The organism is Flavobacterium soyae (assembly GCF_045348165.1).
GTDB lineage: Bacteria > Bacteroidota > Bacteroidia > Flavobacteriales > Flavobacteriaceae > Flavobacterium > Flavobacterium soyae.
Genome location: NZ_CP150845.1, coordinates 685,501 through 709,699, shown reverse-complemented (window position 1 = coordinate 709,699; position 24,199 = coordinate 685,501). Strand labels below are relative to the sequence as shown.

General features: G+C 35.1%; 18 protein-coding genes. 7 read left to right on the top strand and 11 right to left on the bottom strand.

Annotation, left to right across the window (positions count from 1 at the left end):
* Positions 1 to 169 precede the first annotated feature (169 nt).
* Together AABD74_RS03310 and AABD74_RS03305 are read left to right on the top strand one after the other, a co-directional pair.
* Entirely contained in the window at positions 170 to 529 is a 360-nt protein-coding gene (locus AABD74_RS03310; protein ID WP_232681789.1) for a hypothetical protein, read from the top strand.
* Positions 530 to 631: 102 nt separating this feature from the next.
* Positions 632 to 1,069, top strand: a complete 438-nt coding sequence (locus AABD74_RS03305; RefSeq protein WP_406844663.1) for a GNAT family N-acetyltransferase — start codon at positions 632 to 634, stop codon at positions 1,067 to 1,069.
* Between the two features lie 477 nt (positions 1,070 to 1,546).
* Here AABD74_RS03305 and AABD74_RS03300 read toward each other — a convergent pair whose 3' ends face one another.
* Positions 1,547 to 2,908, bottom strand: a complete 1,362-nt coding sequence (locus AABD74_RS03300; RefSeq protein WP_406844662.1) for a hydroxymethylglutaryl-CoA synthase family protein — start codon at positions 2,906 to 2,908, stop codon at positions 1,547 to 1,549.
* 357 nt (positions 2,909 to 3,265) lie between these two features.
* Here AABD74_RS03300 and AABD74_RS03295 point away from each other — a divergent pair, with 357 nt between their 5' ends.
* The 3 genes from AABD74_RS03295 (at position 3,266) to AABD74_RS03285 (ending at position 6,785) form a co-directional block, all read left to right on the top strand.
* Entirely contained in the window at positions 3,266 to 3,931 is a 666-nt protein-coding gene (locus tag AABD74_RS03295) for a succinate dehydrogenase cytochrome b subunit (protein WP_232681793.1), read from the top strand.
* Positions 3,932 to 3,942: 11 nt separating this feature from the next.
* Positions 3,943 to 5,943, top strand: coding sequence for a fumarate reductase/succinate dehydrogenase flavoprotein subunit (locus AABD74_RS03290; protein WP_406844661.1), 2,001 nt, complete (start codon positions 3,943 to 3,945; stop codon positions 5,941 to 5,943).
* Positions 5,944 to 6,038: 95 nt separating this feature from the next.
* A complete protein-coding gene (locus AABD74_RS03285; RefSeq protein WP_232681795.1) occupies positions 6,039 to 6,785 on the top strand; it encodes a succinate dehydrogenase/fumarate reductase iron-sulfur subunit in 747 nt (248 codons plus the stop codon).
* Positions 6,786 to 6,953: 168 nt separating this feature from the next.
* On the opposite strand, the gene AABD74_RS03280 is transcribed toward AABD74_RS03285, so the two are convergent.
* Entirely contained in the window at positions 6,954 to 9,254 is a 2,301-nt protein-coding gene (locus tag AABD74_RS03280) for a family 20 glycosylhydrolase (protein ID WP_406844660.1), read from the bottom strand.
* A gap of 190 nt (positions 9,255 to 9,444) precedes the next feature.
* On the opposite strand from AABD74_RS03280, the gene AABD74_RS03275 reads away from it, so the two are divergent.
* Positions 9,445 to 10,221 (top strand): DeoR/GlpR family DNA-binding transcription regulator, encoded by a 777-nt coding sequence (locus AABD74_RS03275; protein ID WP_232681800.1) that lies wholly within the window; start codon positions 9,445 to 9,447, stop codon positions 10,219 to 10,221.
* On the opposite strand, the gene AABD74_RS03270 is transcribed toward AABD74_RS03275, so the two are convergent.
* From AABD74_RS03270 to AABD74_RS03235, 8 genes are all read right to left on the bottom strand, one after another.
* The gene (locus AABD74_RS03270) at positions 10,218 to 11,288 is read right to left on the bottom strand and encodes a dipeptidase (protein ID WP_406844659.1); all 1,071 of its coding nucleotides are present in this window, start codon (positions 11,286 to 11,288) and stop codon (positions 10,218 to 10,220) included. The two genes, AABD74_RS03275 and AABD74_RS03270, sit on opposite strands and share 4 nt — an antisense overlap.
* Positions 11,289 to 11,305: 17 nt before the next feature.
* Positions 11,306 to 12,421, bottom strand: coding sequence for a D-TA family PLP-dependent enzyme (locus AABD74_RS03265; RefSeq protein WP_406844658.1), 1,116 nt, complete (start codon positions 12,419 to 12,421; stop codon positions 11,306 to 11,308).
* Between the two features lie 3 nt (positions 12,422 to 12,424).
* Positions 12,425 to 13,072: an aldolase gene (locus tag AABD74_RS03260; protein ID WP_406844657.1), complete on the bottom strand. Its 648-nt coding sequence runs from the start codon at positions 13,070 to 13,072 to the stop codon at positions 12,425 to 12,427.
* Positions 13,073 to 13,082: 10 nt separating this feature from the next.
* The gene (locus AABD74_RS03255) at positions 13,083 to 14,114 is read right to left on the bottom strand and encodes a PfkB family carbohydrate kinase (protein ID WP_406844656.1); all 1,032 of its coding nucleotides are present in this window, start codon (positions 14,112 to 14,114) and stop codon (positions 13,083 to 13,085) included.
* Positions 14,115 to 14,396: 282 nt separating this feature from the next.
* Entirely contained in the window at positions 14,397 to 14,864 is a 468-nt protein-coding gene (locus AABD74_RS03250) for a RidA family protein (RefSeq protein WP_232681805.1), read from the bottom strand.
* 4 nt (positions 14,865 to 14,868) lie between these two features.
* Positions 14,869 to 16,188: a GntP family permease gene (locus AABD74_RS03245; protein ID WP_406844655.1), complete on the bottom strand. Its 1,320-nt coding sequence runs from the start codon at positions 16,186 to 16,188 to the stop codon at positions 14,869 to 14,871.
* 408 nt (positions 16,189 to 16,596) lie between these two features.
* A complete protein-coding gene (locus tag AABD74_RS03240; protein WP_406844654.1) occupies positions 16,597 to 18,123 on the bottom strand; it encodes a SusD/RagB family nutrient-binding outer membrane lipoprotein in 1,527 nt (508 codons plus the stop codon).
* 34 nt (positions 18,124 to 18,157) lie between these two features.
* Positions 18,158 to 21,313: a SusC/RagA family TonB-linked outer membrane protein gene (locus AABD74_RS03235; RefSeq protein WP_232681809.1), complete on the bottom strand. Its 3,156-nt coding sequence runs from the start codon at positions 21,311 to 21,313 to the stop codon at positions 18,158 to 18,160.
* Positions 21,314 to 21,550: 237 nt separating this feature from the next.
* Between AABD74_RS03235 and AABD74_RS03230 the strand changes: the two genes are divergently transcribed.
* Positions 21,551 to 22,318, top strand: a complete 768-nt coding sequence (locus AABD74_RS03230) for a nitrilase family protein (RefSeq protein ID WP_406844653.1) — start codon at positions 21,551 to 21,553, stop codon at positions 22,316 to 22,318.
* On the opposite strand, the gene AABD74_RS03225 is transcribed toward AABD74_RS03230, so the two are convergent.
* Complete coding sequence (locus AABD74_RS03225; protein ID WP_406844652.1) at positions 22,315 to 24,003, bottom strand: Ig-like domain-containing protein; 1,689 nt, start codon at positions 24,001 to 24,003, stop codon at positions 22,315 to 22,317. The genes AABD74_RS03230 and AABD74_RS03225 overlap by 4 nt on opposite strands.
* Between the last annotated feature and the right edge of the window lie 196 nt (positions 24,004 to 24,199).

The following is a 24,199-nucleotide window of genomic DNA, read 5'->3' as shown; positions in this document are numbered from 1 at the left end:
TTCTAACCACAATCTTGTCATTTGACAAGATTACTTAGATAATTATAGCGATAAATGATTTAGAATAAAATTTTACTGATAGATAATAATGTGAAAATTCAATTATCAAAAATGATTTATAAATTTGTGATGATGCGACTTTTATAAAATTTAATTAATTGTAATTGCTATGAATTTAAAACATTACTTCTCAATCTTAATGCTTATGGCTTTTTTTAATATTTTCGGACAGAATAAAACGGAAAAGAATAAATTTGATTTTAAAGAACCTGAAAACACACCTTGTTTTGTTTGCAGCCATGTTCTAAATCATGAACGGGATATTTTATTTGCAAGCCATGATATTGAAGGGGATTGGCAATTTCTATGTGGAAAAGACGATCATACTGAAGAAAATGCAAAAATAATTTCATTAAAAAACGCGACAGATCTTGATCAGTCTATAAATGATTTGTTCGAAATGCCAAAAGGAATAGGAGCAGAAAGAAAAACAAAAAAGGAGAAATGGAAACCCTTTAAATTAGAATAATATTTTTATTGTTCAACCCATTTTAATGCCTTAATTCACTTAAACTAGCCAGGAATTTTTTCTTTGATCTAAAACTTCGATTGCCATTCTGAGTTCAAAACTATGATACCAAAAATCAAAATCAGAAAAATAGAAAACCAAGACCTAAACTTCGTCTACAAAGCAATCTGCGAACTAGAAAATGAGGTTTTGAATTTTAAAATTTTCGAAGAAATTTTCAATGAAAACATTTCAAACCCAAAAAATCTTTATCTAATTGCCGAAAACGAAAATGAAGGTTTAGGATTTATTAGTTTTCACACCCAAAATCTTCTCCATCATTGTGGATTGGTTGGTGAAATCCAAGAATTTTTTATCCATCAAAAATATCGTGGTCAAGGTGTTGGACGTTTGCTAATAAATGAAATCAAGAATTTTGCAGATCAGAACGATTTGAAAAGTATTGAAGTTACTACAAGTAAAAAACGAATAGAAAACGTGGCGATTTATGAAAATCTGGGTTTTGCCTTAAGTCATAATAAGTTTACGATTTATAAGTAATTAAATATTTCAATAGCCCCCAGTTTTAACTGGGGGTAATCATTGAGACAAAAGGCAAGGCTTTAGCCAAAAATATGCAATTTGGCTAAAGCCTTTGTGTAGCAGATTTCTTAAACCTCCAGCTAAAGCTGGAGGCAATTTAATTTATGTGTGACGGCCTTTGTCAAAATTTAAAACTTTGACAAAGTTTTTTTGGTGCAAAGTTTGTCATCCTGAGCGAAGTCGAAGGATACGGTAGAAGCTCGACAAAGATTAGATTATTATTGAGGAGTTACTTGTGTGTCCTTTGGCTTCACTCAGGATGACAAAGTTTGGCTATAAAAATAAAAAGAGGCTGTCTCAAAAGTAAAATCAAGCTGTTGAGAATCGCGTAAATGGAAAATTTCTCCGATAGGTATCCGAATAAAAAAGAGGTTGTCTCGACTTTTGAGACAGCCTCTTTTATCTATTGGAATTTGGAATTTCTTTATTGGAATTTTAATCAATCCATTTATAATATCTCGCCCCAATCAAAACTGGAATCTCTTTTTCAATTCTATCTAAAATCCATTCGTTTTTTGGAGTTCTTATACTTTGTTTTTGTTCTTTTTTATGAAGACTTTCATAAGTGTTGAAATCAATTTCTATACTTTTAGCTAAGTTTTCAAAAAGCTTCACATTTTCTAAAGCAGATTTCCATTCAGGTTGAATCGTTCCTTCAAAAACTTTCGATTTCGATCCGCTTCCGTAAGCTAAGAAACCAAATTTAGTTCCTGCAACTTCTTTATTCGTATCATAAAAATGAGCCAAAGTCGATAGCAATCCCATGAAAATAGAGCCAGTATAAAGGTTTCCAATTAAAGAAGATGCTAATTCAGCAGGCTGTAATTTTTCGGTTACAAAACTTCTGTAATCTTCCGATTTTGCTACTTCTTTAATTTTTGTCTGATAATCTGCAGGTGCAATATCATCAGCAATAATTTTTTCGGTACTGTCTAAAGCGTAGATTTCAGACAACATTCTGCGTCCTTGAAAAGAATATGGTAAATGCATCACGATACTATGCCAAGTATTGTATAATGTTTCAGTAGTATTTTTTAATTTTTTGAATGAAAAGTAAGCATTTCGCGTACGATCCATATAACATTGATTTGAATATTGTCCGTCAAAAACCGGCTGATCTTTATGGATTTCGATTTCGGCTTCTAAATTGTCAAACCAGGAATCGTTGTTTGCGTTTTTTGTAATTTCTTCTTTAGAAACAGTTCTGTACGGTTTAAAGAAATCAAAAACACCTTTTGTACTCGTTGCCCAATTATCATCAAAAGCAATAATTTTTGGATCTGTAGTAATCAACATGGCTACAGCTCCGGCACCCTGCGTATATTCTCCGCCTGAATTTAAATCGTATTTTGCAAAATCGGTTGTAACTACAATTGCTTTTTTAGCCGGGTTTAATTTTACAAAATCAAGACAGTTTTGCAGAGCGTCAACTCCGCCAATACAGGCAAAAGTAAAATCGACAACATCGCATTCCGCTAAAGAATCTTCACCAAATTTTTGCTCCATTAAATTAATTAAATACGAAGCAATTGGTTTCGAACTATCAATACTGCTTTCAGTACCAACATAAATTCGGCTTATTTCGTTTAGGCTTATTTTGTTATCAATAATAAGTTTGGTTAAAGCATTTGCCCCAAAAACAACCGCATCCTGATGAATATCCGGGAAAGTCATTTTTAGTAATCCAAGACCTTTTTCTAATTTTTCTGGTTCAATATTTCTGGCGGCTGCCAAAGTTTTTATGGGTAAGTGTATGTTTGCGACATCAAAAGAGATGGCATCAATTCCTGTTTTCATTCTTAATTTTTTGAGCTGCTAAAGGTAAAACTATGTTGTGGAATGACAATTTTTTACTTAGACAAAATTTATTTGCAATGGCACTTTTGAAGAAAACAAATCAAAACTTTGAATAAAATAACAATATGATAAATTTTCGATAATCTACTTAGAGGCGGGTTTTACTTTTAAGGCTTAAAAAGCAGAGATTTGAGGTTTTCTATAATGAATTATTTTTAATCAGCTTTATTTTTGTACGTAAAAATACGTAGACGCATGCTATTTTAAAATCATTATAAATAACAACGAAATGGTTGTAGTTCTTTTGTAATTGAGTTATTTTTGTCTAATTTTTTAAAACAAACTACTTAAACACTTATGGCACAATCTGCACTATTGAATGCTTCCATCTTAAAGAAAGTAGCTATGGCTCTTTCGGGAATATTCTTAATCACGTTTTTAGCGCTGCATGTTTCCTTAAATTTCATTTCTATTATTAGTGAAGATGTTTTTAACGAAGCTTCTCACTTTATGGGATACAATCCGCTGATACAATATGTAATGCAGCCAGTTTTGGCATTTGGAGTAATTTTCCATTTTGTAATGGGATTTGTTCTAACAGCTCAAAACAGCGCAGCAAGACCAATTGCGTATGCAAAATACAACGGAGCGGCAAATGCTTCTTGGAGCTCTAGAAATATGATTATTTCTGGATTAGTTATTTTGGCATTCTTAGGATTGCATTTTTATGATTTTTGGTTTCCTGAAGTTACTTACAAATATATTGCAGGAACAGCTCCAGATGCTACAAGGTATTATGGAGAGTTAGTTCATAAATTTCATAGTCCGGTACGTACAGGATTGTACTGTGTATCTTTTATCCTTTTAGGATTTCATTTATGGCACGGATTCGCATCTTCTCTTCAATCAGTAGGAATGCACAACAAATATTCTCGATTTTTGAGTAAAGTTGGTTTATGGTTTGCAGTTGTAGTACCAGCCGCTTTCGTAATTATCGCATTATTTCATCATTTCAATAATTAATATCAATTATAATGGCATTAGATTCAAAAATTCCAAGTGGTCCTATAGCGGACAAATGGACAAATTATAAAGATCATATTAATTTAGTAAACCCTGCTAACAAACGTAATTTAGATATTATCGTTGTTGGTACAGGTTTAGCTGGAGGTTCGGCTGCGGCTACTTTGGCTGAGTTAGGATATAACGTAAAAGCATTCTGCTTCCAGGATTCTCCACGTCGTGCGCACTCTATTGCTGCACAAGGAGGTATCAACGCGGCAAAAAATTATAAAGGTGACGGTGACTCAGTTTACAGATTGTTCTACGATACTGTAAAAGGTGGTGACTACCGTGCACGTGAGGCAAACGTTCACCGTTTGGCTGAAGTTTCTGCAAATATTATTGACCAATGTGTGGCTCAAGGGGTGCCTTTGGCTCGTGAATATGGTGGACTTCTTGATAACCGTTCTTTTGGAGGAACTTTGGTTTCTCGTACATTCTACGCACAAGGACAAACAGGACAGCAGTTATTGTTAGGAGCTTATTCTGCAATGAATCGTCAGATTGGTCGTGGAAAAATTAAAATGTACAACCGTCACGAAATGCTTGACATTGTAATCGTGAACGGAAAAGCGAGAGGTATTATCGCTCGTAACTTAATTACCGGAGAAATAGAAAGACATTCTGCTCATGCGGTAGTAATTGGTTCTGGAGGATACGGAAACGTATTTTTCCTTTCAACAAATGCTATGGGAAGTAACGCAACAGCAGCTTGGAAAATTCATAAAAAAGGAGCGTTTTTCGCAAATCCTTGTTATACACAAATTCACCCAACATGTATTCCGGTTTCAGGAGATCACCAGTCAAAACTGACTTTGATGTCTGAGTCTTTACGTAATGACGGTCGTATTTGGGTACCTAAAAAATTAGAAGATGCTCAGGCAATCCGTGAAGGAAAGAAAAAAGCAACTGATTTATCTGAAGACGAAAGAGATTATTTCTTAGAAAGAAGATACCCGGCGTTTGGTAACTTAGTACCTCGTGACGTTGCGTCTCGTGCTGCTAAAGAAAGATGTGATGCTGGTTTTGGAGTTAACAAAACTGGAGAAGCTGTTTACTTAGATTTTGCAGCAGCAATTAAACGTTACGGAACGGAAGATGCTTACGTAAAAGGTTTAGATGATAAAGATGCTGCTTTGGTAACAAAATTAGGAGCTGCAATTGTGAAAAGTAAATACGGAAACTTATTCCAGATGTATTACAAAATCGTCGACGAAGATCCTTATACAACACCAATGATGATTTACCCAGCGGTTCACTACACAATGGGTGGAACTTGGGTTGATTATAACTTAATGACTACAATTCCTGGATGTTTCTCAATTGGAGAGTCTAACTTCTCTGATCACGGAGCAAACAGACTTGGAGCTTCTGCTTTGATGCAAGGTTTAGCTGATGGATATTTTGTATTGCCATATACTATTGGAGATTATTTAGCTCCGGATATTAAAATGGGTGAAATTTCTACAGATTTACCAGAATTCGTTGAAGCTGAAAAAGCTGTTGTTGATCAAATTAATAAATTTATCAATAACAACGGAACTCATTCTGTGGATTATTTCCACAAAAAATTAGGAAAAATCATGTGGAATAAAGTAGGTATGGCTCGTAATGCTAAAGGTTTAACTGAGGCTATCGAAGAAATTGCTGCTTTACGTGAAGAGTTTTATAAAGATGTAAAAGTTCCCGGAAGCGCTTACGAATTTAATCAGGAATTAGAAAAAGCAACTCGTGTTGCCGATTTCTTAGAATTAGGAGAATTGTTCGCGAAAGATGCTTTACACCGTAACGAATCTTGTGGAGGTCACTTCCGTGAGGAATATCAAACAGAAGAAGGAGAAGCACTTCGTGATGATGATAACTTTGCATACGTTGCAGCTTGGGAATACAAAGGAAAACCAAGTGATGCAGTATTACACAAAGAACCTCTTAATTACGAAAACATTAAATTAGTTCAAAGAAGTTATAAATAAGAATTTGGTCGAAAGCCCAAAGTCTTAAAGTCAAAAGGCAAAATGTGCCAAGCGACTTTCGACTTTCGACTTTATGACTTTCAAACGAAAAAGGTATGAAACTTACATTAAAAATATGGCGTCAAAAAAACGCTCAAGATAAAGGAGGGATTGTAGAATATCCTATTGATGGAATCGAACCAGATATGTCTTTCCTTGAAATGTTAGATGTTCTTAACGAAGGTCTAATCAACAAAGGAGAAGAGCCTGTAGCATTTGACCACGATTGTCGTGAAGGAATCTGCGGAATGTGTTCTTTATTCATCAACGGTGAAGCGCACGGACCAGACAGAGGTGTTACAACTTGCCAGTTACACATGCGTATGTTTAAAGATGGCGATACGATTTTTATCGAACCATTTAGAGCGAAAGCTTTCCCTGTAATTAAAGATTTAGTTGTTGACAGAAGTTCTTTTGACAGAATTCAGCACGCAGGAGGATTTATTTCTGTAAATACTTCAGGAAATACAATTGATGCAAATACAATTCCGATTAACAAACACGATGCAGATAAATCATTTGATGCTGCAGCTTGTATTGGCTGCGGGGCTTGTGTTGCAACTTGTAAAAACTCATCGGCGATGTTGTTCGTTTCTGCAAAAGTTTCTCAATATGCATTATTGCCGCAAGGTAAAATAGAAGCTGTTGATCGTGTTTTAAACATGGTTCACCAAATGGATTTAGAAGGTTTCGGTAACTGTACGAATACAGGAGCTTGTGAAATCGAATGTCCTAAAGGAATTTCGCTTGAAAATATCGCACGTATGAACCGTGAGTATTTAGCAGCAAGCTTGAAAGGATAATACACAATTTAGTATATTTTAGAAAAACGCTTTCGTTACGACGGAAGCGTTTTTTGTTTGTTTTATGACATTCTTAAATATTTTATTCCGCTGGGGTTTGGGGATAAAATATTATAGGTTATTGCGTCGAATCAAAAGAGTTATCCTTTTCATGCAATCTTTTTTTTTCTAATCATACAATTGCGATTCACTTATTTCCTGTTTTATTTTTCCTTCCTGTTGAATAAAACAAGTTAAAGTAGTTCCTCCAATTTGGTCAAAATAACCAATGTTGATTTTGTGAAACCCTTTTTCGAGTTTAACAACTCCGTAAGCTTCATTGAGCCAATGAATGCCATCGTTGTTTACAACTAATTCATTATCTATAAAAAGCTTTGATCCGTCGTCTGAAAGGGTCGAAATTGTATAATTTGCCGTTTCTGGAATAAAGATATATCCGTCGAATTTTAAGCCGATATAACGCTCTAATTTCGTTTTCCATTTTTCACTGCTTATTTTGCCTTCAAAAATGCCTGAATTAACAGGTTTTGCCAATTCTAAATCCTGAACCTGCTGAAATAACGTTCCAGTAAAATAATCGAATTTTAAACCCTTTTTTGTTGGCTTTACCGCTAAAGCCGGTTTCAATTCAGGATTTTTAACCAATATTTTGCTAATTGAACTTTTTTTACCGCTTGGGCTAATTTGAACCGTTTTTATAATTCGGAATTCGTCTTTTGGGATATTTATTGTTACAGGTTTAGTATAAAGTTCTGCAGTTTCATCTGGATTATAACCATCAATAGTATAAAAAATCTGTCCGTTTTTAATCGTTGGTTTTAAGTCCAGAATATATTTTGATGCGATTAAAGCCGTTTCTTCAGATCCAAAAGGAATTGGAACTTTATACATTCTTTTCTGTGCTTCCAGTTTTTCTAAATGATGCGGAATTCTGTTCAAAATAAAACTATTGTAATTTTTATTCTGAGGTTCTGTCCACGCAATTTCTGCTAAAGCAAATACACGCGGATAAATCATATAATTTAATTTCGCAGGACTTGTCAAATATTCAGACCAAAGATTAGACTGAACTCCCATAATATATTTTTGCTCCTCAACCGTTAAACTGTCTACAGGAGTTGGATTGTAATTGTAGATTTTTTCAACCGTTGTTAACCTTCCAATAGTCAAAGGTTCCTGCGGAGAATAACCTTGATTATAATCTAAATATAAAACCTGTTCAGGATTCATAATTACAAAATGCTTTTGTTTCGCCGCGCTGATTCCGCCAGATTCGCCTCGCCATGACATCACTGCTGCATTTGGCGCTAAGCCGCCTTCGAGCATTTCGTCCCAACCCAGAATTTGTCTCCCGTTTGCATTTAGGAATTTTTCAATTCGGGTTGTTAAGTAACTTTGTAATTCATGTTCGTTTTTCAAACCTAAAGCCGCAATTCTTTTTTGGCAGTTCGGACATTCTTTCCATCTTGCTTTTGGGCATTCGTCTCCGCCAATATGAATATATTTACTAGGAAATAAAGCCATAACTTCGGTTAGAACATCTTCTAGAAAAGTAAAAGTTTCTTCTTTTCCCGCGCAAAAAATATCTTCAAAAACGCCCCATGATTCTACAACTTTGTAATTCCGATCGGGAAAACAAGATAAATTTGGGTAAGCCGTTACCGCCGCAGTTGCATGACCCGGCATTTCAATTTCGGGAATAATATTTACATAATGATCTTCGGCAAATTTTACAATGGCCGCAATTTCTTCCTGAGTATAAAATCCGCCGTACGGATTTCCGTCAAAAAAATAGGGGAATCTTTCAAATTTATTACCCACTAAAGTCTGTGCTCTTTTCGAACCCACTTCGGTCAATTTTGGATACTTTTTTATCTCAATTCTCCAACCCTGATCGTCGGTTAAATGCCAATGGAAATTATTTAATTTATAATAAGACATTTGTGCAATAAAATCTTTTATAACATCAACCGAGAAAAAATGACGGCAGACATCGAGGTGAAGCCCGCGGTAGTCGTATCTGGGCTGATCTTCAACTGAAATGCAAGGTAATTTTACTTCCTGATTTTTGGATTGATTCGGCAAAAGCTGCAATAAACTCTGAACAGCATAAAATAATCCTTCTTCACTTCCGATTACGGTTATTTTTTTCGACGAAATATTGATTTTATACCCTTCTTTTTTTGAAGCTGCAGATGGTTTTTCGGCAATAAACAAAACCTCAATATTGCTTTTTTTATTTGACGTATTCGAGTTTATAGCCGACTCAAAAATCTGTGCTGTTTTTAATTCTTTTGCGCTGTATTTATTTTTATCAAATACAATTTTAATTTTTCCGCTTATGCGAATGCTGTCTCCATTTGTTTTATAAAAATTAGGAGCGGGAATAATCGAAATATTATCTGAAGTACTTTGCGCATTTCCGAAAGAAAAACAGAAAATCAAAAAGAGAAATATACTTTTTTGCATGGTTACTTTTTTGTTTTGTGAATCAAATTTAAGGTTTGTAAAATTAGTCTGCATTTTTTTTGCAGAAGCTATTTATGTTTAAAGGTCTTTAAAATAGTGTAATTAACTTTTTAATTACGTTGTGTTATAATTTGTTTCGCAAGAATATTGCATTTATTGTTTACATTTGTCTTTGCAAAAACGAATTTGCATGAATAATGATAATGAAATGGTTAATTACACTAAAGAAGAACGTAAAAATCTTATTTTAAAAGAGATTAACTTGCATACTCGTGTAAGTTTTGAAACCCTTTCGACTAAATTATTTGTTTCAGAAGATACTGTAAGACGTGATATAAATGAACTTGAGTCAGAATCTTTGTTGATTAAAGTAAAAGGCGGTGCGATGACAAAAGCGTATCACCATACTTCCTCTAATCAAACTTATGCTGGCGAATCTAAAAAAGTTATTGCACAAAAAACTTTAGGACTTCTGCGTGACGGAATGGTTTTACTTATTGGCGGCGGAACGACAATTAGAGAATTCATTCGTTTAATTCCTAATGATTTAAGTTTAACTATTTTTACGGTTACCGTTTTATCTGCGGTTGAACTTCTGGATAAACCCAATGTTAAAATTATCATGATTGGCGGCAGCATTTCGTCGTACAGCCAAATGTGTGTGAGCGGCGATGTTTATAATCAATTGGCTAATATTAAAGTTGATTTATTAATATTAGGAACCAATGCTTTAGATATCGAAGGCGGTTTCTCAGATTCTGACTGGGAAACGGTTCAGGTAAAAAAAGCAATGATTCAGGCTTCAGAAAAAACAGCGATTCTTACGATTTCTGAAAAACTGGATACGGTTCTAAAAATGAAAATTGCCAACTTATCTGAGGTAGATTACGTTGTGACGGAAGTTGATCCAGACGACGAAAAATTACAATCGTATAAGAAGGCAGTTCCAAGTTTAGTTTTTATTTAATCCCAATTCTTCATTAAAAAGTTGATCCAGTTTTGGTGAAAGATTTTATTTAAATCTTCATCAGAATAGCCGTTGTTTTTAAAAATCAAAACCAACTTTTGCAAATCAGCAATCGTATTTAAATCATACGGAGATTGTTCTGTACCAAAAGCACCATCCAAATCTGAACCTACACCAATGTGATTCGCGTTTCCGGCCAATTGACAAATATGATCCATGTGTTTGAAAACCGTTTCTAAATCACAATTCATTTCCAAAGGCATTGAAATACCTCTCTGCCAATTCGGAACCAGCATCCACGCATCTAAAGCGCCTCCAATAACTGCTCCTCTCGAAATCAAAGCTTTTATCATTTCATCACTGTATTGACGATTGTGATCAACTAAACTTCTGCAATTGTTATGACTTGCCCAAACTGGCCCGTTATAATGATCTAAAGCCTGCCAAAAAGCATCGTCGCATAAATGCGTTGCATCCAAAATAATATTCAAACGCTCCATTTCTTTTAATAAATCAATTCCGTTTTGATTCATTTTTCCCGTTGCGTCTGTTCCGTTTGCGTAACGTCCGGGGCCGTAATGTGCAGGACCAATCGCTCGTAAACCGTAATTGTATGCTTTTTCTAAATAAGAAATATCAATTATAGAATCAGCGCCTTCTAAACTTAAAATATAGCCAATTGGTTTTTTATCGTTTGGAGTGCCATCGTTCCATAAATCAAGTTGTTTTTGGAGCGATTTTTTATCTGTAATTGGTGTTATCTCTCCCGCTTCTTCCATGGCTTTGTACCAAGTCAATTGCCCTTGCGTTTGTGCCCAGGCTTGCTCAGGAGAATTCCAACCCGGAATAATACTGCCGGGTTTTACAAATCTTGCAATCTGCGTTGCCACAACAATTCCGATATTGCCGCGTCGCAAATCAGGAAATGAAACCGTAGCACGTTCGCGATCCGGTTTATCTGTCATACCTTTTTCTAAACTACGCAGAGTAGGAACATCATTTCTTAAATCACGGTTCCACTCCATCGCATTCATGCTCAGGTCTAAATGGGCGTCTATTATAAACATATATTTTGACTTAAATTTTATACATTAATTTCTCTGCTTCGGGCGGCAACCTTCCATTGATCATAAATTTGATGTCCTTTATTTACAACCTGAACAGCATCATAAAGCGCACAGGTAGGGCATACATGATAAGGAAGTGCATAAATAGTGCTGCCAATTTTATACTCGTTTTTTCCTTTGTTTTCTAAAATCAAATGTTCCTCAGAATGTGCTGTTGGGATTAGATTTTCATCATTTAAAATCACCAATCGTTTATCAATTGGGTTTTCTGAAGCAACAGCTTTGTAGCCAATATCTATACAAAGCGTTGATCTTGTTGGTTTTGAAATTATGGTTCCAACGATAACCAAAGCAGGTTTGAATTTTTGTTCGGGCAAATGAATCTGATAATTAGAATCCCAAAAAACAAATGTTCCCGGACTGCATTCTACATTTTCCTGCGTGGCATAAAATGGAAAAGTATTAGAACCGCCGGCAACAATTTTTAATTCATAACCCAGTTTTTGTTCAATCGCTTCTGTTTTTTCTTTTATTTCAGAAAATGAACTTAAAGCCGTATTCGTTCGTTCTTCGACACTGCCTTTTAAATGACCATCGTAAATATGAATGCCTTCAAAATGAAGATTTTTTAGCTTAACAATTTTATCGACTAAAGCTGTCCAATCTTGCGAAATGGAAAATCCGGTTCTGTTCATTCCGGTATTTAAATCCAGATAAACATTCAGTTTTAAATCATTTTCTTTAGCAATTTCATTTAAGGCTTTCGCCGAATCCGGATTGTCTGTAATGGTAGAAAAAGAAGTATCAGGATATTTTTGAATTAACGAAATCCATCTTTCTTTTTTAATCCCAACAGGTTGATAGGCGAGAAGAACATTCGGAATTTCGTGTATTGCTCCTAGTTCGGCTTCGGCAATTGTGGCGCATTTTATTTTTTTGATGTTGTAAATTTTAAACAACTCCAGAATTTCGCCAATTTTATGCGTTTTAATATGAGGCCTTAATTTTTGTGTGTTACCATTTACTGAACCAATAAGGCGTTCAAGATTAAACCGGATACGATCTTCGTAAGCGGCTAAAAATGGCGTATCAATGTTGATATCAGATTTAATTTTCCACCAATTTTCCTGCATAATTTAGTTTCTTGTTTTTTCTACAACTTCAATTAAATTTTGAAAAGCCTGCAATGCCTGCTCATAATTTAAATTCAAAAGCATTTCTTTCGAAAATAAATTAGAACCAATTCCCACGCAGACAACTCCAGATTTAAACCATGATTTTAAATTGCTTTCTTCGAGCGTTACGCCTCCGGTTGGCATTATTTTTAAACTTGGGAAAGGCGCTCGTATCGCTTTTACATATCCGGGACCACCGATTTTATCAGCCGGAAAAAGTTTTACAACCTCGGCACCTAATTTATTGGCGTGTAATATTTCATTTAAAGTAGCAGCCCCGGGAATCCAGTAAATATTATTCTGAAGGCAATACGCTCCAATTTCCGGATCAGTATGCGGACAAACGATGCAGTCTGCTCCTAATTGATGGTATATTGCTGCTTCATCAACAGACAAAATAGAGCCAACGGCTATTTTAACATCCAGATTATTTGCTTTTTTAAAGGCTGTCATTTGGGTGAAAACTTCTTTTGCATCATTGGCACGAGCAGCAAACTCGATAATTTTTATGCCAGCATCAGCCGCTGATCGCAATACTATTTGGGCTGTTTCAATGTTGATTTGGGTTACTAACGGAAGTACACCCTGCGTTTTTAAAATGCTGTACATATTCTTTAATTTATCTATTAATTCTATTACTTGAGCCGTTTTTAATAAAATGACTTATTTCGTTGAGATTGCTTATCGCAAAATCTCCGTGAATGCTTTGTTTGATTACGCCGCAGGCTGCTGCCCATTCAATACATTCCTGTCCGGATAATTTGTTGGATAATCCGTATAATAATCCTGCGTTGAATGCATCTCCAGAGCCAATTTGGTCGGTTACAACGTGTATTTTGTGTTCTGGCGTTTGGTAAAAATTTCCTTCGTGTATCAATAAACCTTTGTATAAATGCGCCGGCCCGTCTGATTTTCTAAAACTCATGGCAAGTGTTTTTAGAAAAGGCATTTTTACTTTTAATAATTCGAATGTTTTTTGAAAACGATTTTCGTCAGATTCATTTTTATCGGTTTTGATTCCGAAATAAATTTCAATCGCATCTAAATCGGCAACGGTTATGGTGCTGTATTGTAATAAATCGGGCATAATTTCTGACGGATGTTTTCCGTACTGCCATAATTTGGATCGGTAATTAAAATCAGAAGAAATCGGAAGGCCTTTTTTATGAGCTGTTAAAATTGCTTCTTTACAAGCCAAACCTGCTTCGTAAGAAACTCCCGGACTTATTCCTGACCAGTGAAAATGCGTAACATCTTCTAAAACTTCTTCCCAGTTAATTTGATCTTTTTGAATCGTTGCAAAAGAAGAATTGCTTCGGTCATAAATAACCTGCGATTGTCTGATTTGATTTCCGGATTCGACAAAATACAAGCCCAAACGTTCTCCGCCGTAAACACATTTTGAAGTGTTTACTTTGTATTTCTGGAGTTCGTTTAAAGCCAGTTGTGCCAAATCATTTTCGGGTAATCGTGTAATATAATCGGTTTGGATTCCGAGTTGGGAAAGTAAAACACAAACATTGGCTTCGGCACCGCCCACATGAATTTTTATTTCATCTGCCTGTGTAAACCGGTTTCCATTGGCAGCATTCATCCGAAGTAATAATTCTCCAAATGCTGCTATTCTTGTTTGTGGGATATTTGTATTCATGTTTTTGTTTTTTTTTGCCACAGATTATGCAGATTAAAAGGATTTTTTTTCGCCACGAATTACACGAATTTTCACGAATTTTTATATGCATGAAGTAAAAAATTAATTCGTGAAAATTCGTGTAATTCGTGGCGAAAAAACTAAGCATTATCCAAAAAAAATCCTTTTAATCTGTATAATCTGTGGCCTATATTTTTTTACATAACCACAGACTTAGAATCAAAGTATTTCCTTAACCAATTCAGATTGCTCTTTAATCTTTATCGTCTGTGGCCTATTTTTTTAGAATAATTCGAAAACAGCTTCAACTTCAACGGGAATATTATCCGGTAAAGAACCCATTCCTACGGCGCTTCTTACGCCAATTCCGTTTTCCTGTCCCCAAACTTCAGCAAACAATTCACTGCAGCCGTTTATTACATACGGATGTCTTAGGAAATCGCCGTTGCAATTCACCATTCCTAATACTTTTATAACTCGTTTTACTTTGTTCAGGCTCCCAAAATTGGTTACAATTGTCGAAAGCATAGTCAAGCCAACTTGTCTTGCGGCTAGTTTTCCTTCTTCGATATCCATGTTATCACCAATTCGGCCAATGATTAAAGATTTATCGTCGCGAACAGGACCGTGACCAGAAAGATACAGGTATTTTCCGTCGACTAAATAAGGTTTATATATACCAAGAGGTTGAGGTGCTGGCGGTAATGAAAGGCCAAGGGTTTCAAATTTTTCTTGTGGTAATAAATTCATGATATTAATGTATAATTGAGTTTAAAATAAAAACGAAAACAATTCCTAAAACAGAGACTAGGGATTCCATAACTGTCCATGATTTGAACGTGTCTTTCAGGCTGATATTAAAATATTCTTTGAACATCCAAAAACTTGGATCGTTTACATGCGAGCACATTAAGCTTCCGGCTCCAACAGATAAAACTAATAGATTGGGGTCGAGACCAGTAGTTTGTAACAAAGGTAATAAAACACTCGCAGTCATTAATCCGGCTGCGGTTGCAGAACCTACACAAACGCGAATAATCGCTGCTATCATCCAGGCCAATAAATACGGATGAATGTTTATTTGTGTTAAGGCCGCAACAATAGTTTCGTTTACACCGCTTACAATCATAACTTCTTTTAAACCTCCGGCACCGCCTACAATTAAAACAATTAAGGCAACATCTTTTATAGCAACTGCATAATCGTCCATTACAGATGTGATGCTTCGGTTCATTCTGATTCCTAAAGTGTAGGTGCAGAGCAATAAAGAAATAAGCATAATCATACTTGGTTCTCCTACTGTTTTGCAAATTTCAATCAGCGTTTCATTGGTTGAAATTAAAGGCAATATTGAAGTTATAGTCAAACCAAAAACCGGAAATAAAGCCGAAAATAAACTAAGTGAAAAACTCGGAAGTTTACCGTGGTTCACCACTTCTTCGACATTTAAAATTTCATGATCCGATTCGGTTTTGATGTTTTTAAGTAAATTAGAAAATAATAGTCCGGCAATAAAAATAGTCGGAATCGCAATTATAATTCCGTAGACTAAAACGAGTCCAATATCAGCTTTTAAAATACTGCTCAAAGCCATTGGTGACGGATGCGGGGGCAAAAAACCGTGTGCTGTTGAAAGCGACGCCAGCATTGGAATTCCCAGATATACTTTTGACAGTTTAAATTGATGGGCTACTGAAAAGATTAGAGGTACTAACAAAACAAATCCAACACTATAAAATAGAGGTATCCCAACAATAAATCCGGTAATCATTAAGCCAAGACGTACGTATTTTCTGCCCGTCCATCCCATGACTGTTTTGGCAATGACATTGGCGGCGCCTGATGAAACGGTAAGTTTACCAATACAGGTTCCGAAAACAATAATCAGCGTAATAGATCCTAACATTTCGCCCAAACCTTTTTGAACGGTTTGTGACAAAGCGTTTATGGGCAGTCCTAAAAATAGACCTGCTAATAAAGCTGTTATGATAAAGGCAATAAACGGATTGATTTTAAGCCAAGCTATTTGTATGATTAAAAACGCAATGCATGCCGTAAGAATTAAAATGCTCATTTATCTTTTGTATTATTAACTCCGTTGAGAGTAATTTTTTATTAAACACATAGAAACATAGATTTTTTAGTTGGATTAAGAGTTTTAAAAAAAGCCAGCTTTTAACACATAGTAACTATGTTTATTAATGCAAGTGAAACGCCTTTCTCAACACTTTTAAAAACTATGTCTCTATGTGTTTAATTACGTCAATGGTTATTATTTTTATTTATCTTTTTAAGGGATTAAAAGTTTTCAATTCGTGCCGTCAGGCACTTAATATCGGTAGAAAACATGAATTAGAATATCCAGCGTGCCGTAGGTACGCAATAGTCATTGTATGTTGCGTACCTACGGCACGCCAACGAATTTGAAACTAATTTTCCACCAATATTAAGTGCCTATGGCACATTTCCACTCTTGATTCTATTATTTATCCCACCAAATTCTTGTTGTAAAAGCGTCTTCACCCTGACGTTTAACCGCTTCTGCTAAGTTAGCTGAATTCACTGAATATTCGCTGGTTGGATATTTGAAACGTCTTGGTATTGTGCCGTTTGTAACGTTACCCGGAAAGTTTACAGGAGTTAAAACAGGATATCCGGTTCTTCTCCAGTTGGCATAAATTTCCTGCTCGTCAACAAATAAAGCCACATAAATCTGCGTATGAATTTGATTCATTTTCTGTGCAAAAGATCCTGCTGCATTGTACGGATTTGCTGTTAAATATGGCGTTGCATCTGGAATAGTGTATGCTACTCCATAAATCCCCATATTTAGGAAAGAAGCCTGCACACCTTTTTCATATAAATCTTTATCAGATGCTGCGTACCAGCCTCTTGCAGCGGCTTCGGCTAAATATAAATTAGTTTCGGCGTTGCTGATTAATATAAGCGGCGCATCGTATTTAAAAACTGTACTTTGGTTAGGCTCAGAATAGGTTGCTTGTTCAGTAGGAGTTGGGGCAGTTTTAGTTCCGTTAGGGAAACCTTTTTGAATGGCAGGCGCTGTATTTTGAATTGTTCCCTGCCAGACTCCCGCATAAACACTAATTCTGGGATCGGCAGTTGATTGTAATAAATCGATAAATGTTTTAGCTAGTTTTCCGCCTTCCACATTTTTTGTACCGTAAGAACCCGCTGTAAAATCTTGTTTTCTTGAATCGAAACCAACCGGATTTCTATTAAAATCATTTGGCCCATCCGTGTATTTCATGATTGCATTATCAGCGGTATTCAAAATTACTCCTCCGGCAATAGCTTTTGTTACCCAGGTTTGTGCCAGTGCAGCATCAACTTTTGTTAATCGTAAACCTAAACGAAGCATTAGCGAATAAGAGAATTTTTTCCATTTCGCAACATCTCCGTCATAAATGAAATCAGATTTACCGAAACTTGGTTTTGCAGGATCTAATGCTGCTGCAGCTTCGTCTAATTCCTTCAGTAAATCTTTATAAATAAATTCCTGAGTATCATATTTTGGAAGGAAAGTTTGTGTCGTGTTTGCTTTTGCAGCCTCAGAGTACGGAATATCTCCATATAAATCGGTCAGTTTATGATATAAATACACTTTCCAGATTCTCGCAATATTTAATTTGTTGCTGTCGTTTGGATTATTTTTTACCTCATTTATTACAATTTCAGTTTCATTTAAAGCCAATGGATAGGCCTGATTGAAATAAGCAGAAAAATAAACTTCGTTGCTTAAATATTTGTCTCCCACACCAGAAGCTTCTTTGTATGTTGCATAATGCTGCAGCAATCCGCCGCATTCCAGAATATTAGTAAAGAAATAATTATTGTTCAATCCATCAAGCTGTGCTTTACTGAAAACAAAATTCGGATTTGGTTTATCAACTGAATTTGGGTTGGTATTGATTTCATCAAAATCATCGTTACAAGCTGTCATGCTTCCTAAAAGCAAGCCTGCGATATATAATAGGGTTATCTTTTTCATGTCTTTTAATTTAATTATTAGAAATAAAGCAAGCTTAAAATTTGACATTTAAGTTTAAACCGAAACTTCTTGTTTTTGGTACTCCAAATTGTTCTACACCCTGAGCATTTCCGGCACTAAATACAGATTCAGGATCTACGTTTGGTGTTTTCTTGTAAAGAATGAATAAGTTTCTTGCCACAAATGAAATCGAAGCGCCCTGAAGTTTTGATAATCCTTTTATTTTCTCAATAGGTAAATCGTAACCCAGAATTACTTGTCTTAATTTGATGAAACTTGCATCATAAACAAATTCAGAAGAAATGTTTCTTAAACCATCATAATACGTTCTTAGGTTTTCAGGAGCAATTACCATATCAACCGGATTTCCGTTAACGTCAACACCTTTAATTGGCAACCCGCTTTCACGACCTTCAAGCGTTAATTTTGTCAATCCCATACGAGTTCCGTATAAGTTAGTTCCAGAATATAAGCTTCCGCCAAATTTCCCGTCGATTAAAAAGCTCAATGAAATGTTTTTGTATTTGAATTCGTTGGTAAGTCCCGCAGCCCAAGGATGAACACCCTGACCTAATTCTTCAAGCGGCCCCTGCGCAATAGTTGCAGATCCGCCGCTTACATTATAAACCGTATTTCCGTTAGCATCTTTACGAGGTCTGTACCCTTTTATAATACTGTACGGACGTCCAACATCACTTGTAATCGTTACATATCCGTTTACAGAAGTTGCCATTGTAATTGAGTTTAGTTGATCTGTAAGTGCTTCGACTTTGTTTTCGTTGTACGATCCGTTGAAACTTGCGTCCCAGGAGAACTTATCAGAATTGATAATTTTACCGCTTACTAAAAACTCAACCCCTCTGTTTCTCATTTTTCCTAAATTCAATAAAGCAGTATTAGCTCCAGAAGCTGTAGAAATTGTAGTTTCAACAATATCGTTTGTAGTCGCACGGTTGTACCACGCAAAATCAAGATTTAAACGATTATTAAAGAATCCTAAATCTGTTCCAATCTCAAATGTTGTAGAAGTCAACGGACTTAAAGTCGCATTTGGAACTCTTGAACTTGTTGGCCCCTGAACCTGCTGACCGTTATGTCCGCCCTGAATCATAGAATATGATTGGTTCAAAGCATAAGGATCTGGCGTTGCACCTCCCACTTGTGCCCATGAACTTCTAAGTTTAGCAAACGAAACAAATTCAGGCATTGTAAAAATGTCTGAAACAATTATACTTGTTCCAACAGAAGGATAAAATACCGTATTGTTTTCTTTTGAAAGGGTAGAAAACCAATCCTGACGGCCTGTTACATTTAAAAATACAATGTTTTTATAATCAAAATCGGCAGCACCGTAAACCGAGTTGGTTTTAGTTTTTCCGTAAGGATAACTATAAGCCAAGGTTGATAAATTGCTTAAAGCGTAAAAATTGTCTAATACAAAATTTGAACCTTCTACTCTGGTTTCGTCTCTCAATGTAGTTCGAGAATTAACTCCAACTAAAGCATTTAAAGAGAAATCATTAAAAATATTCTTTTTGGTATAATTAAGAATTGCTTCAGAATTTAGATTGGATAATTTCATTTTTGAACCCTGCGCATATCCAACCGGATTGTTTAAAGTTGTTTTTGGAATGTATCCGAAGAAATCATAATCGGTATAATCTTGTCCAATTCTACCTTGAAGGAATAATTCAGGAGTGAAATTTACTTTTACGTTCAGCATCCCAATGAAACGATTTTTTGTGTCTTTGTTTTTAATTTTATTGACAACAAAATAAGGGTTTGTTGCTACTGCAACAGGATTCCATGCTTCTTCAACTCCGTTTTCATCATAACCCGGGGCAAGATTTCGAATATCAACAGTATTGGCAATCATATAAGTCCCCCAATTTGGATTTGCCTCTGCATCAGAAACCGTTACTCTATTGTTTGATTTTTCTAAATTATATTGTGCTACGACATCAAATTTCAACCAGTTTGTTAAGTTCACATTACTCGCAATATTGATGCTTTTTCGGTTAAAATCAGAATTTGGAACCACACTTTGGTTGTCCATATTTGAGAACGAAAGACGGCCTGTAGCTTTTTCATTTCCTCCAGATAAAGCAAGAGAGTTAATGAATGTTGTTCCTGTTTCGTAGAAATTTTTAATGTTATTTTTTTGTGCAACATAAGGTCTTGAAACGCCGTCAAACTGAACTACGCTGCTTCCGTCAATTTTAGCACCCCACGACCAGCGTCCGGCTGCAACAGCTTCTGCCTGCGTGGTTGGTTTTTTTCCGTTTGCTCCAGAACCGTATTCATACTGCCAGTCTGGTATAATCGAAGGCGTTTCGAATGTAAATGAAGAATTATACTCCACTCCAATTCCTTTTTGAGCAGAACCTCTTTTCGTTTGAATCAAAATTACACCGTTTGCTGCATTTGCACCATAAAGTGCGGCAGCCGTTCCGCCTTTTAAAACCGTAATCGTTTTAATATCATCAGCATTGATAACAGAAGTTCCGTCACCACGATCCACATTTATTCTTGTTGAACCCGCACCGTTTCCAATTCCAGGTAAATTAAGCTGTGTATTATCAATAGGTAAATCGTTAACTACGTACATCGGCTGGTTATTTCCGTTTAAAGATCCGTTTCCACGAATTACAACTCTCGTTGATCCATTTGCTCCGGTTGATGTACTGCTCACGTTTACTCCGGCAATTTTTCCAACCAATGCATTCGAAATATTAGTTTCTTTTGCTTTTGTAAATTCAGTTCCTTTCAATTCTGTAACCGCATAAGCAACAGCTTTAGTGCTTTTTTTAACTCCAAGTGCAGTAACTAAAACTTGCTCTAAAACATTTTCGGCAGGTTTTAATCTAATAGTTAAATCAGAAGTTTTGAGTAAGGCAAATGATAAAGTTTCATAGCCCATGTAGCTTATAATAATATGAACTTCGTTTTCAGGAACCTTTAATTTGAATTTTCCGTTTTCATCAGATATTGCTGCTATTTTATTATTGCTTTCGGCATAAATTGTAGCTCCGGCAATTGGCATTCCATCATCCTGACCTAATATTTGGCCCGAAATCTCAACCTGATTGCTTTGTTGTTCAAAAAGATGCTTTTTTATTGCAGTCTCTTTGGCGTTTGTGGAGAAGATGATTCCTCCAATAAACACTAATGAAATAAGCTTTGTTTTCATAATAGTTTGGTTTTCATGTTTTTCTTTTGGTTTTTTATTGGCAAATCAAATATATAGATTAATTTCAAACATTTGCATTTTTTTTGCAATAACTGCATTTTTTTTGCAATAAAATTTATTCATGTATTTTTTAAATCTAAAAATTACCTGAATTATAGAGGTGTTTTGAGAAAATTTTGCAGAATGAGCTTTTTCATTAAAAAAATAATTTTGGCTGAAAATTCGTATTTTTGAAAAATGAAAATCGCACTTATTCAATCAGAACTGGTTTGGGAAGAGGCTTCTGCAAACAGAAAAAACTTTGAATCGAAAATAAAACAGATCGATCAGCAGGTCAATTTGATTGTTTTGCCTGAAATGTTTTCGACAGGATTTACTATGAATCCTTCGGCAGTTGCCGAAACGATGGATGGGAAAACTGTTTTGTGGATGAAAAGTATGGCGAAAGAAAAAAATAGTGCCGTTACCGGAAGCGTGGTCATTACCAAAAACGGCAACTATTATAATAGAATGTTATTTGTTTTTCCGTCAGGAGAAATCCAATATTATGATAAGCGTCATTTATTTACGTTAGCAGGAGAAGATAAATTTTATACAGCAGGAATTCACAAAGCAATTGTTGATTATCTGGATTGGAAAATCTGCCTGCAGGTTTGTTATGATTTACGTTTCCCTGTTTTTGTGCGAAATGTAGAAAACTACGATTTACTTTTATATGTGGCCAACTGGCCAAAAGTACGCACCAATGCCTGGGACGCTTTGCTTAAAGCGCGCGCCATTGAAAACTTAAGTTATGTGGTTGGTGTAAACAGAATTGGGCTTGACGCCAATAATTACGAGCATACAGGACATTCGCAGGTTGTTGATTTTTTAGGAAATTACATTTTAGAACCACAAGAAACAGAAGGTGTTTTTGTGGTTGATTTAGATAAAAATGAAATGCTGGAAACTCGTAAAAAGCTCGATTTTTTAAGCGATAAAGATGTTTTTGAGATTAAAACCTAGAAAGCTTTTCGCTGCTTTTCCTCTTTTTTCTTCTTTTTTGCGTCTTCTTTTTTCTCAATTTCGGGACTATACGGAATATTTAAATCTACACTCTGATCAACATCCCAATTGCTGCGGACATCGACTTCCTGTTGATAATAGAAAACTTCCTCGGCATATCGTTTGTCGAGAAAACTTCCGGCATCGTACATTTTGTTTTTATTATCGTCGTAAATAATCCTAACCGTAAATTGAGTTGGTACTAATAAGTTGAATTCAATTTTACTACTTCCTTCAGAATATTCGCTGGCTAAAACTTCGTCGCCTTTTTTGTTGGTTATTTCAACAATGATAGGGAAACGTTTTACATTTTTCAAATTCAAAACTAAATTTCCGTAATCGGCAGCCTCTTTTGTAGAGAGTTTATACGATAAAGTATCGTTTGTTTTTTCATAGAAATCAGTCAGCGCGCCTGGGAAAAATGTAAAATTGTATTTTTCTAAAGGTTCTTTTTTGAAATCGACATACAGTTTCTGATTAAATTCATCATATTCTGTAGTAAAATCAACAGCTGTTGAATCTTTATTAACTAATTTAATTTTTGATTTATCGAACTTCACCAAAGGCGTTTCGCTTTCTAAAGTAAATCTTTCTCTAAAATTAATTATCCCGTTTTGAACCGCTTTAATGTTTAAAGTGTCCTTTTTTTGGTCTTTTACTTTAAAAGTAAATCTCTTTTTATACGTATCACGACTTACTTCTAAAGACAAAGAATCGGCTTTTAAAGGTTTATACCAAACCTGAAGCGAATCTTTTTTAGGAAACTGCGTTACAATGGTTTCAAGAATCTGATCGTTGTTTTTAAGTACAATAGTTGGTTTTTTGATCTTGAAATTTTGTTTTCCTTCATATGGTAAAAGCAATCTGTTGCCTGATGCCTGAATTGGTTTAAATGCTTTTAACGGAAGTGTTTCCTTGAATAATTCCAAATCAAAAACCGTATCATTTGGCACCGTAATAAAATGTTTGATAAACCCAATTTTATCATCTTTTGGGTTGTATTTATTATTACTTGATTTATCTTTTAAAGCAACCAAAAGATATTTTCCGGCCTTTAAGTTTTCAAACTGAAAAGTTCTTAAACTGTCTAAAGTATTGGTAACGTAACGCGGAAAATCTTTGTAAATAACAGAATCTTTGTATTTATCATTTGCTTCATACAACATTACCGAAACAAAATTATCTACCTTTTTTTCATATGCATCCTTAATACTTCCTTTAAGTTTCAACGAATCAATATAAGATCCTGTTGAAAAAACATATTTAAATTGGTTTATTGCATTTCCTTCGTTATTATCAGTAATACTTTGTCCAAAATTAAAACTATAGGTTGTGTTTGGCTGTAAAGTGTCTTTGATTTGAATCTTCAAAAATTTACTCACTCCCGTTGGTGAAATCAACGGTTCGTGTTTCATTGGCGGTGAAATAATAAGCTGTTTGTTGAGGTTTTTCAGCTTCACATATTCATCAAAAACGAGTGTAATTTCGTTTCCTTTAAACTCAGTGTTGAAATTTTTAGGAACACTCGAAACCAAAACAGGAGCCAAAGTATCTTTTAATCCGCCAGTTATACTGCCTCTTTTGGCGCAGCTCATCATTAATAATACCAATAAAAATGAAATGTATTTGAGTTTGCTTTTAAACATAGCGGTTTTTAAATTTGATTGCACAAAATAACAATTATATTTGCTTTAATTGAAATTTTTTGGCCATTTATTAGGATTTACAGCTTTTAGATTTACTTCTTTTTTTTAAATTTGAAAGAAACGATAGGCTATAATTTCTTACTTTTGAGTTCAAATATAATTTCTTCCGGTTTTGATAAAAAGATTTTTTTTGATT

Coding starts and splice junctions, on each gene's coding strand:
- AABD74_RS03250 (WP_232681805.1), bottom strand. CDS start 14,864: ATGAATTTATTACCACAAGAAAAATTTGAAACCCTTGGCCTTTCATTA.
- AABD74_RS03285 (WP_232681795.1), top strand. CDS start 6,039: ATGAAACTTACATTAAAAATATGGCGTCAAAAAAACGCTCAAGATAAA.
- AABD74_RS03260 (WP_406844657.1), bottom strand. CDS start 13,072: ATGTACAGCATTTTAAAAACGCAGGGTGTACTTCCGTTAGTAACCCAA.
- AABD74_RS03300 (WP_406844662.1), bottom strand. CDS start 2,908: ATGAAAACAGGAATTGATGCCATCTCTTTTGATGTCGCAAACATACAC.
- AABD74_RS03225 (WP_406844652.1), bottom strand. CDS start 24,003: ATGTTTAAAAGCAAACTCAAATACATTTCATTTTTATTGGTATTATTA.
- AABD74_RS03230 (WP_406844653.1), top strand. CDS start 21,551: ATGAAAATCGCACTTATTCAATCAGAACTGGTTTGGGAAGAGGCTTCT.
- AABD74_RS03310 (WP_232681789.1), top strand. CDS start 170: ATGAATTTAAAACATTACTTCTCAATCTTAATGCTTATGGCTTTTTTT.
- AABD74_RS03245 (WP_406844655.1), bottom strand. CDS start 16,188: ATGAGCATTTTAATTCTTACGGCATGCATTGCGTTTTTAATCATACAA.
- AABD74_RS03295 (WP_232681793.1), top strand. CDS start 3,266: ATGGCACAATCTGCACTATTGAATGCTTCCATCTTAAAGAAAGTAGCT.
- AABD74_RS03290 (WP_406844661.1), top strand. CDS start 3,943: ATGGCATTAGATTCAAAAATTCCAAGTGGTCCTATAGCGGACAAATGG.
- AABD74_RS03255 (WP_406844656.1), bottom strand. CDS start 14,114: ATGAATACAAATATCCCACAAACAAGAATAGCAGCATTTGGAGAATTA.
- AABD74_RS03270 (WP_406844659.1), bottom strand. CDS start 11,288: ATGTTTATAATAGACGCCCATTTAGACCTGAGCATGAATGCGATGGAG.
- AABD74_RS03265 (WP_406844658.1), bottom strand. CDS start 12,421: ATGCAGGAAAATTGGTGGAAAATTAAATCTGATATCAACATTGATACG.
- AABD74_RS03280 (WP_406844660.1), bottom strand. CDS start 9,254: ATGCAAAAAAGTATATTTCTCTTTTTGATTTTCTGTTTTTCTTTCGGA.
- AABD74_RS03275 (WP_232681800.1), top strand. CDS start 9,445: ATGAATAATGATAATGAAATGGTTAATTACACTAAAGAAGAACGTAAA.
- AABD74_RS03235 (WP_232681809.1), bottom strand. CDS start 21,313: ATGAAAACAAAGCTTATTTCATTAGTGTTTATTGGAGGAATCATCTTC.
- AABD74_RS03305 (WP_406844663.1), top strand. CDS start 632: ATGATACCAAAAATCAAAATCAGAAAAATAGAAAACCAAGACCTAAAC.
- AABD74_RS03240 (WP_406844654.1), bottom strand. CDS start 18,123: ATGAAAAAGATAACCCTATTATATATCGCAGGCTTGCTTTTAGGAAGC.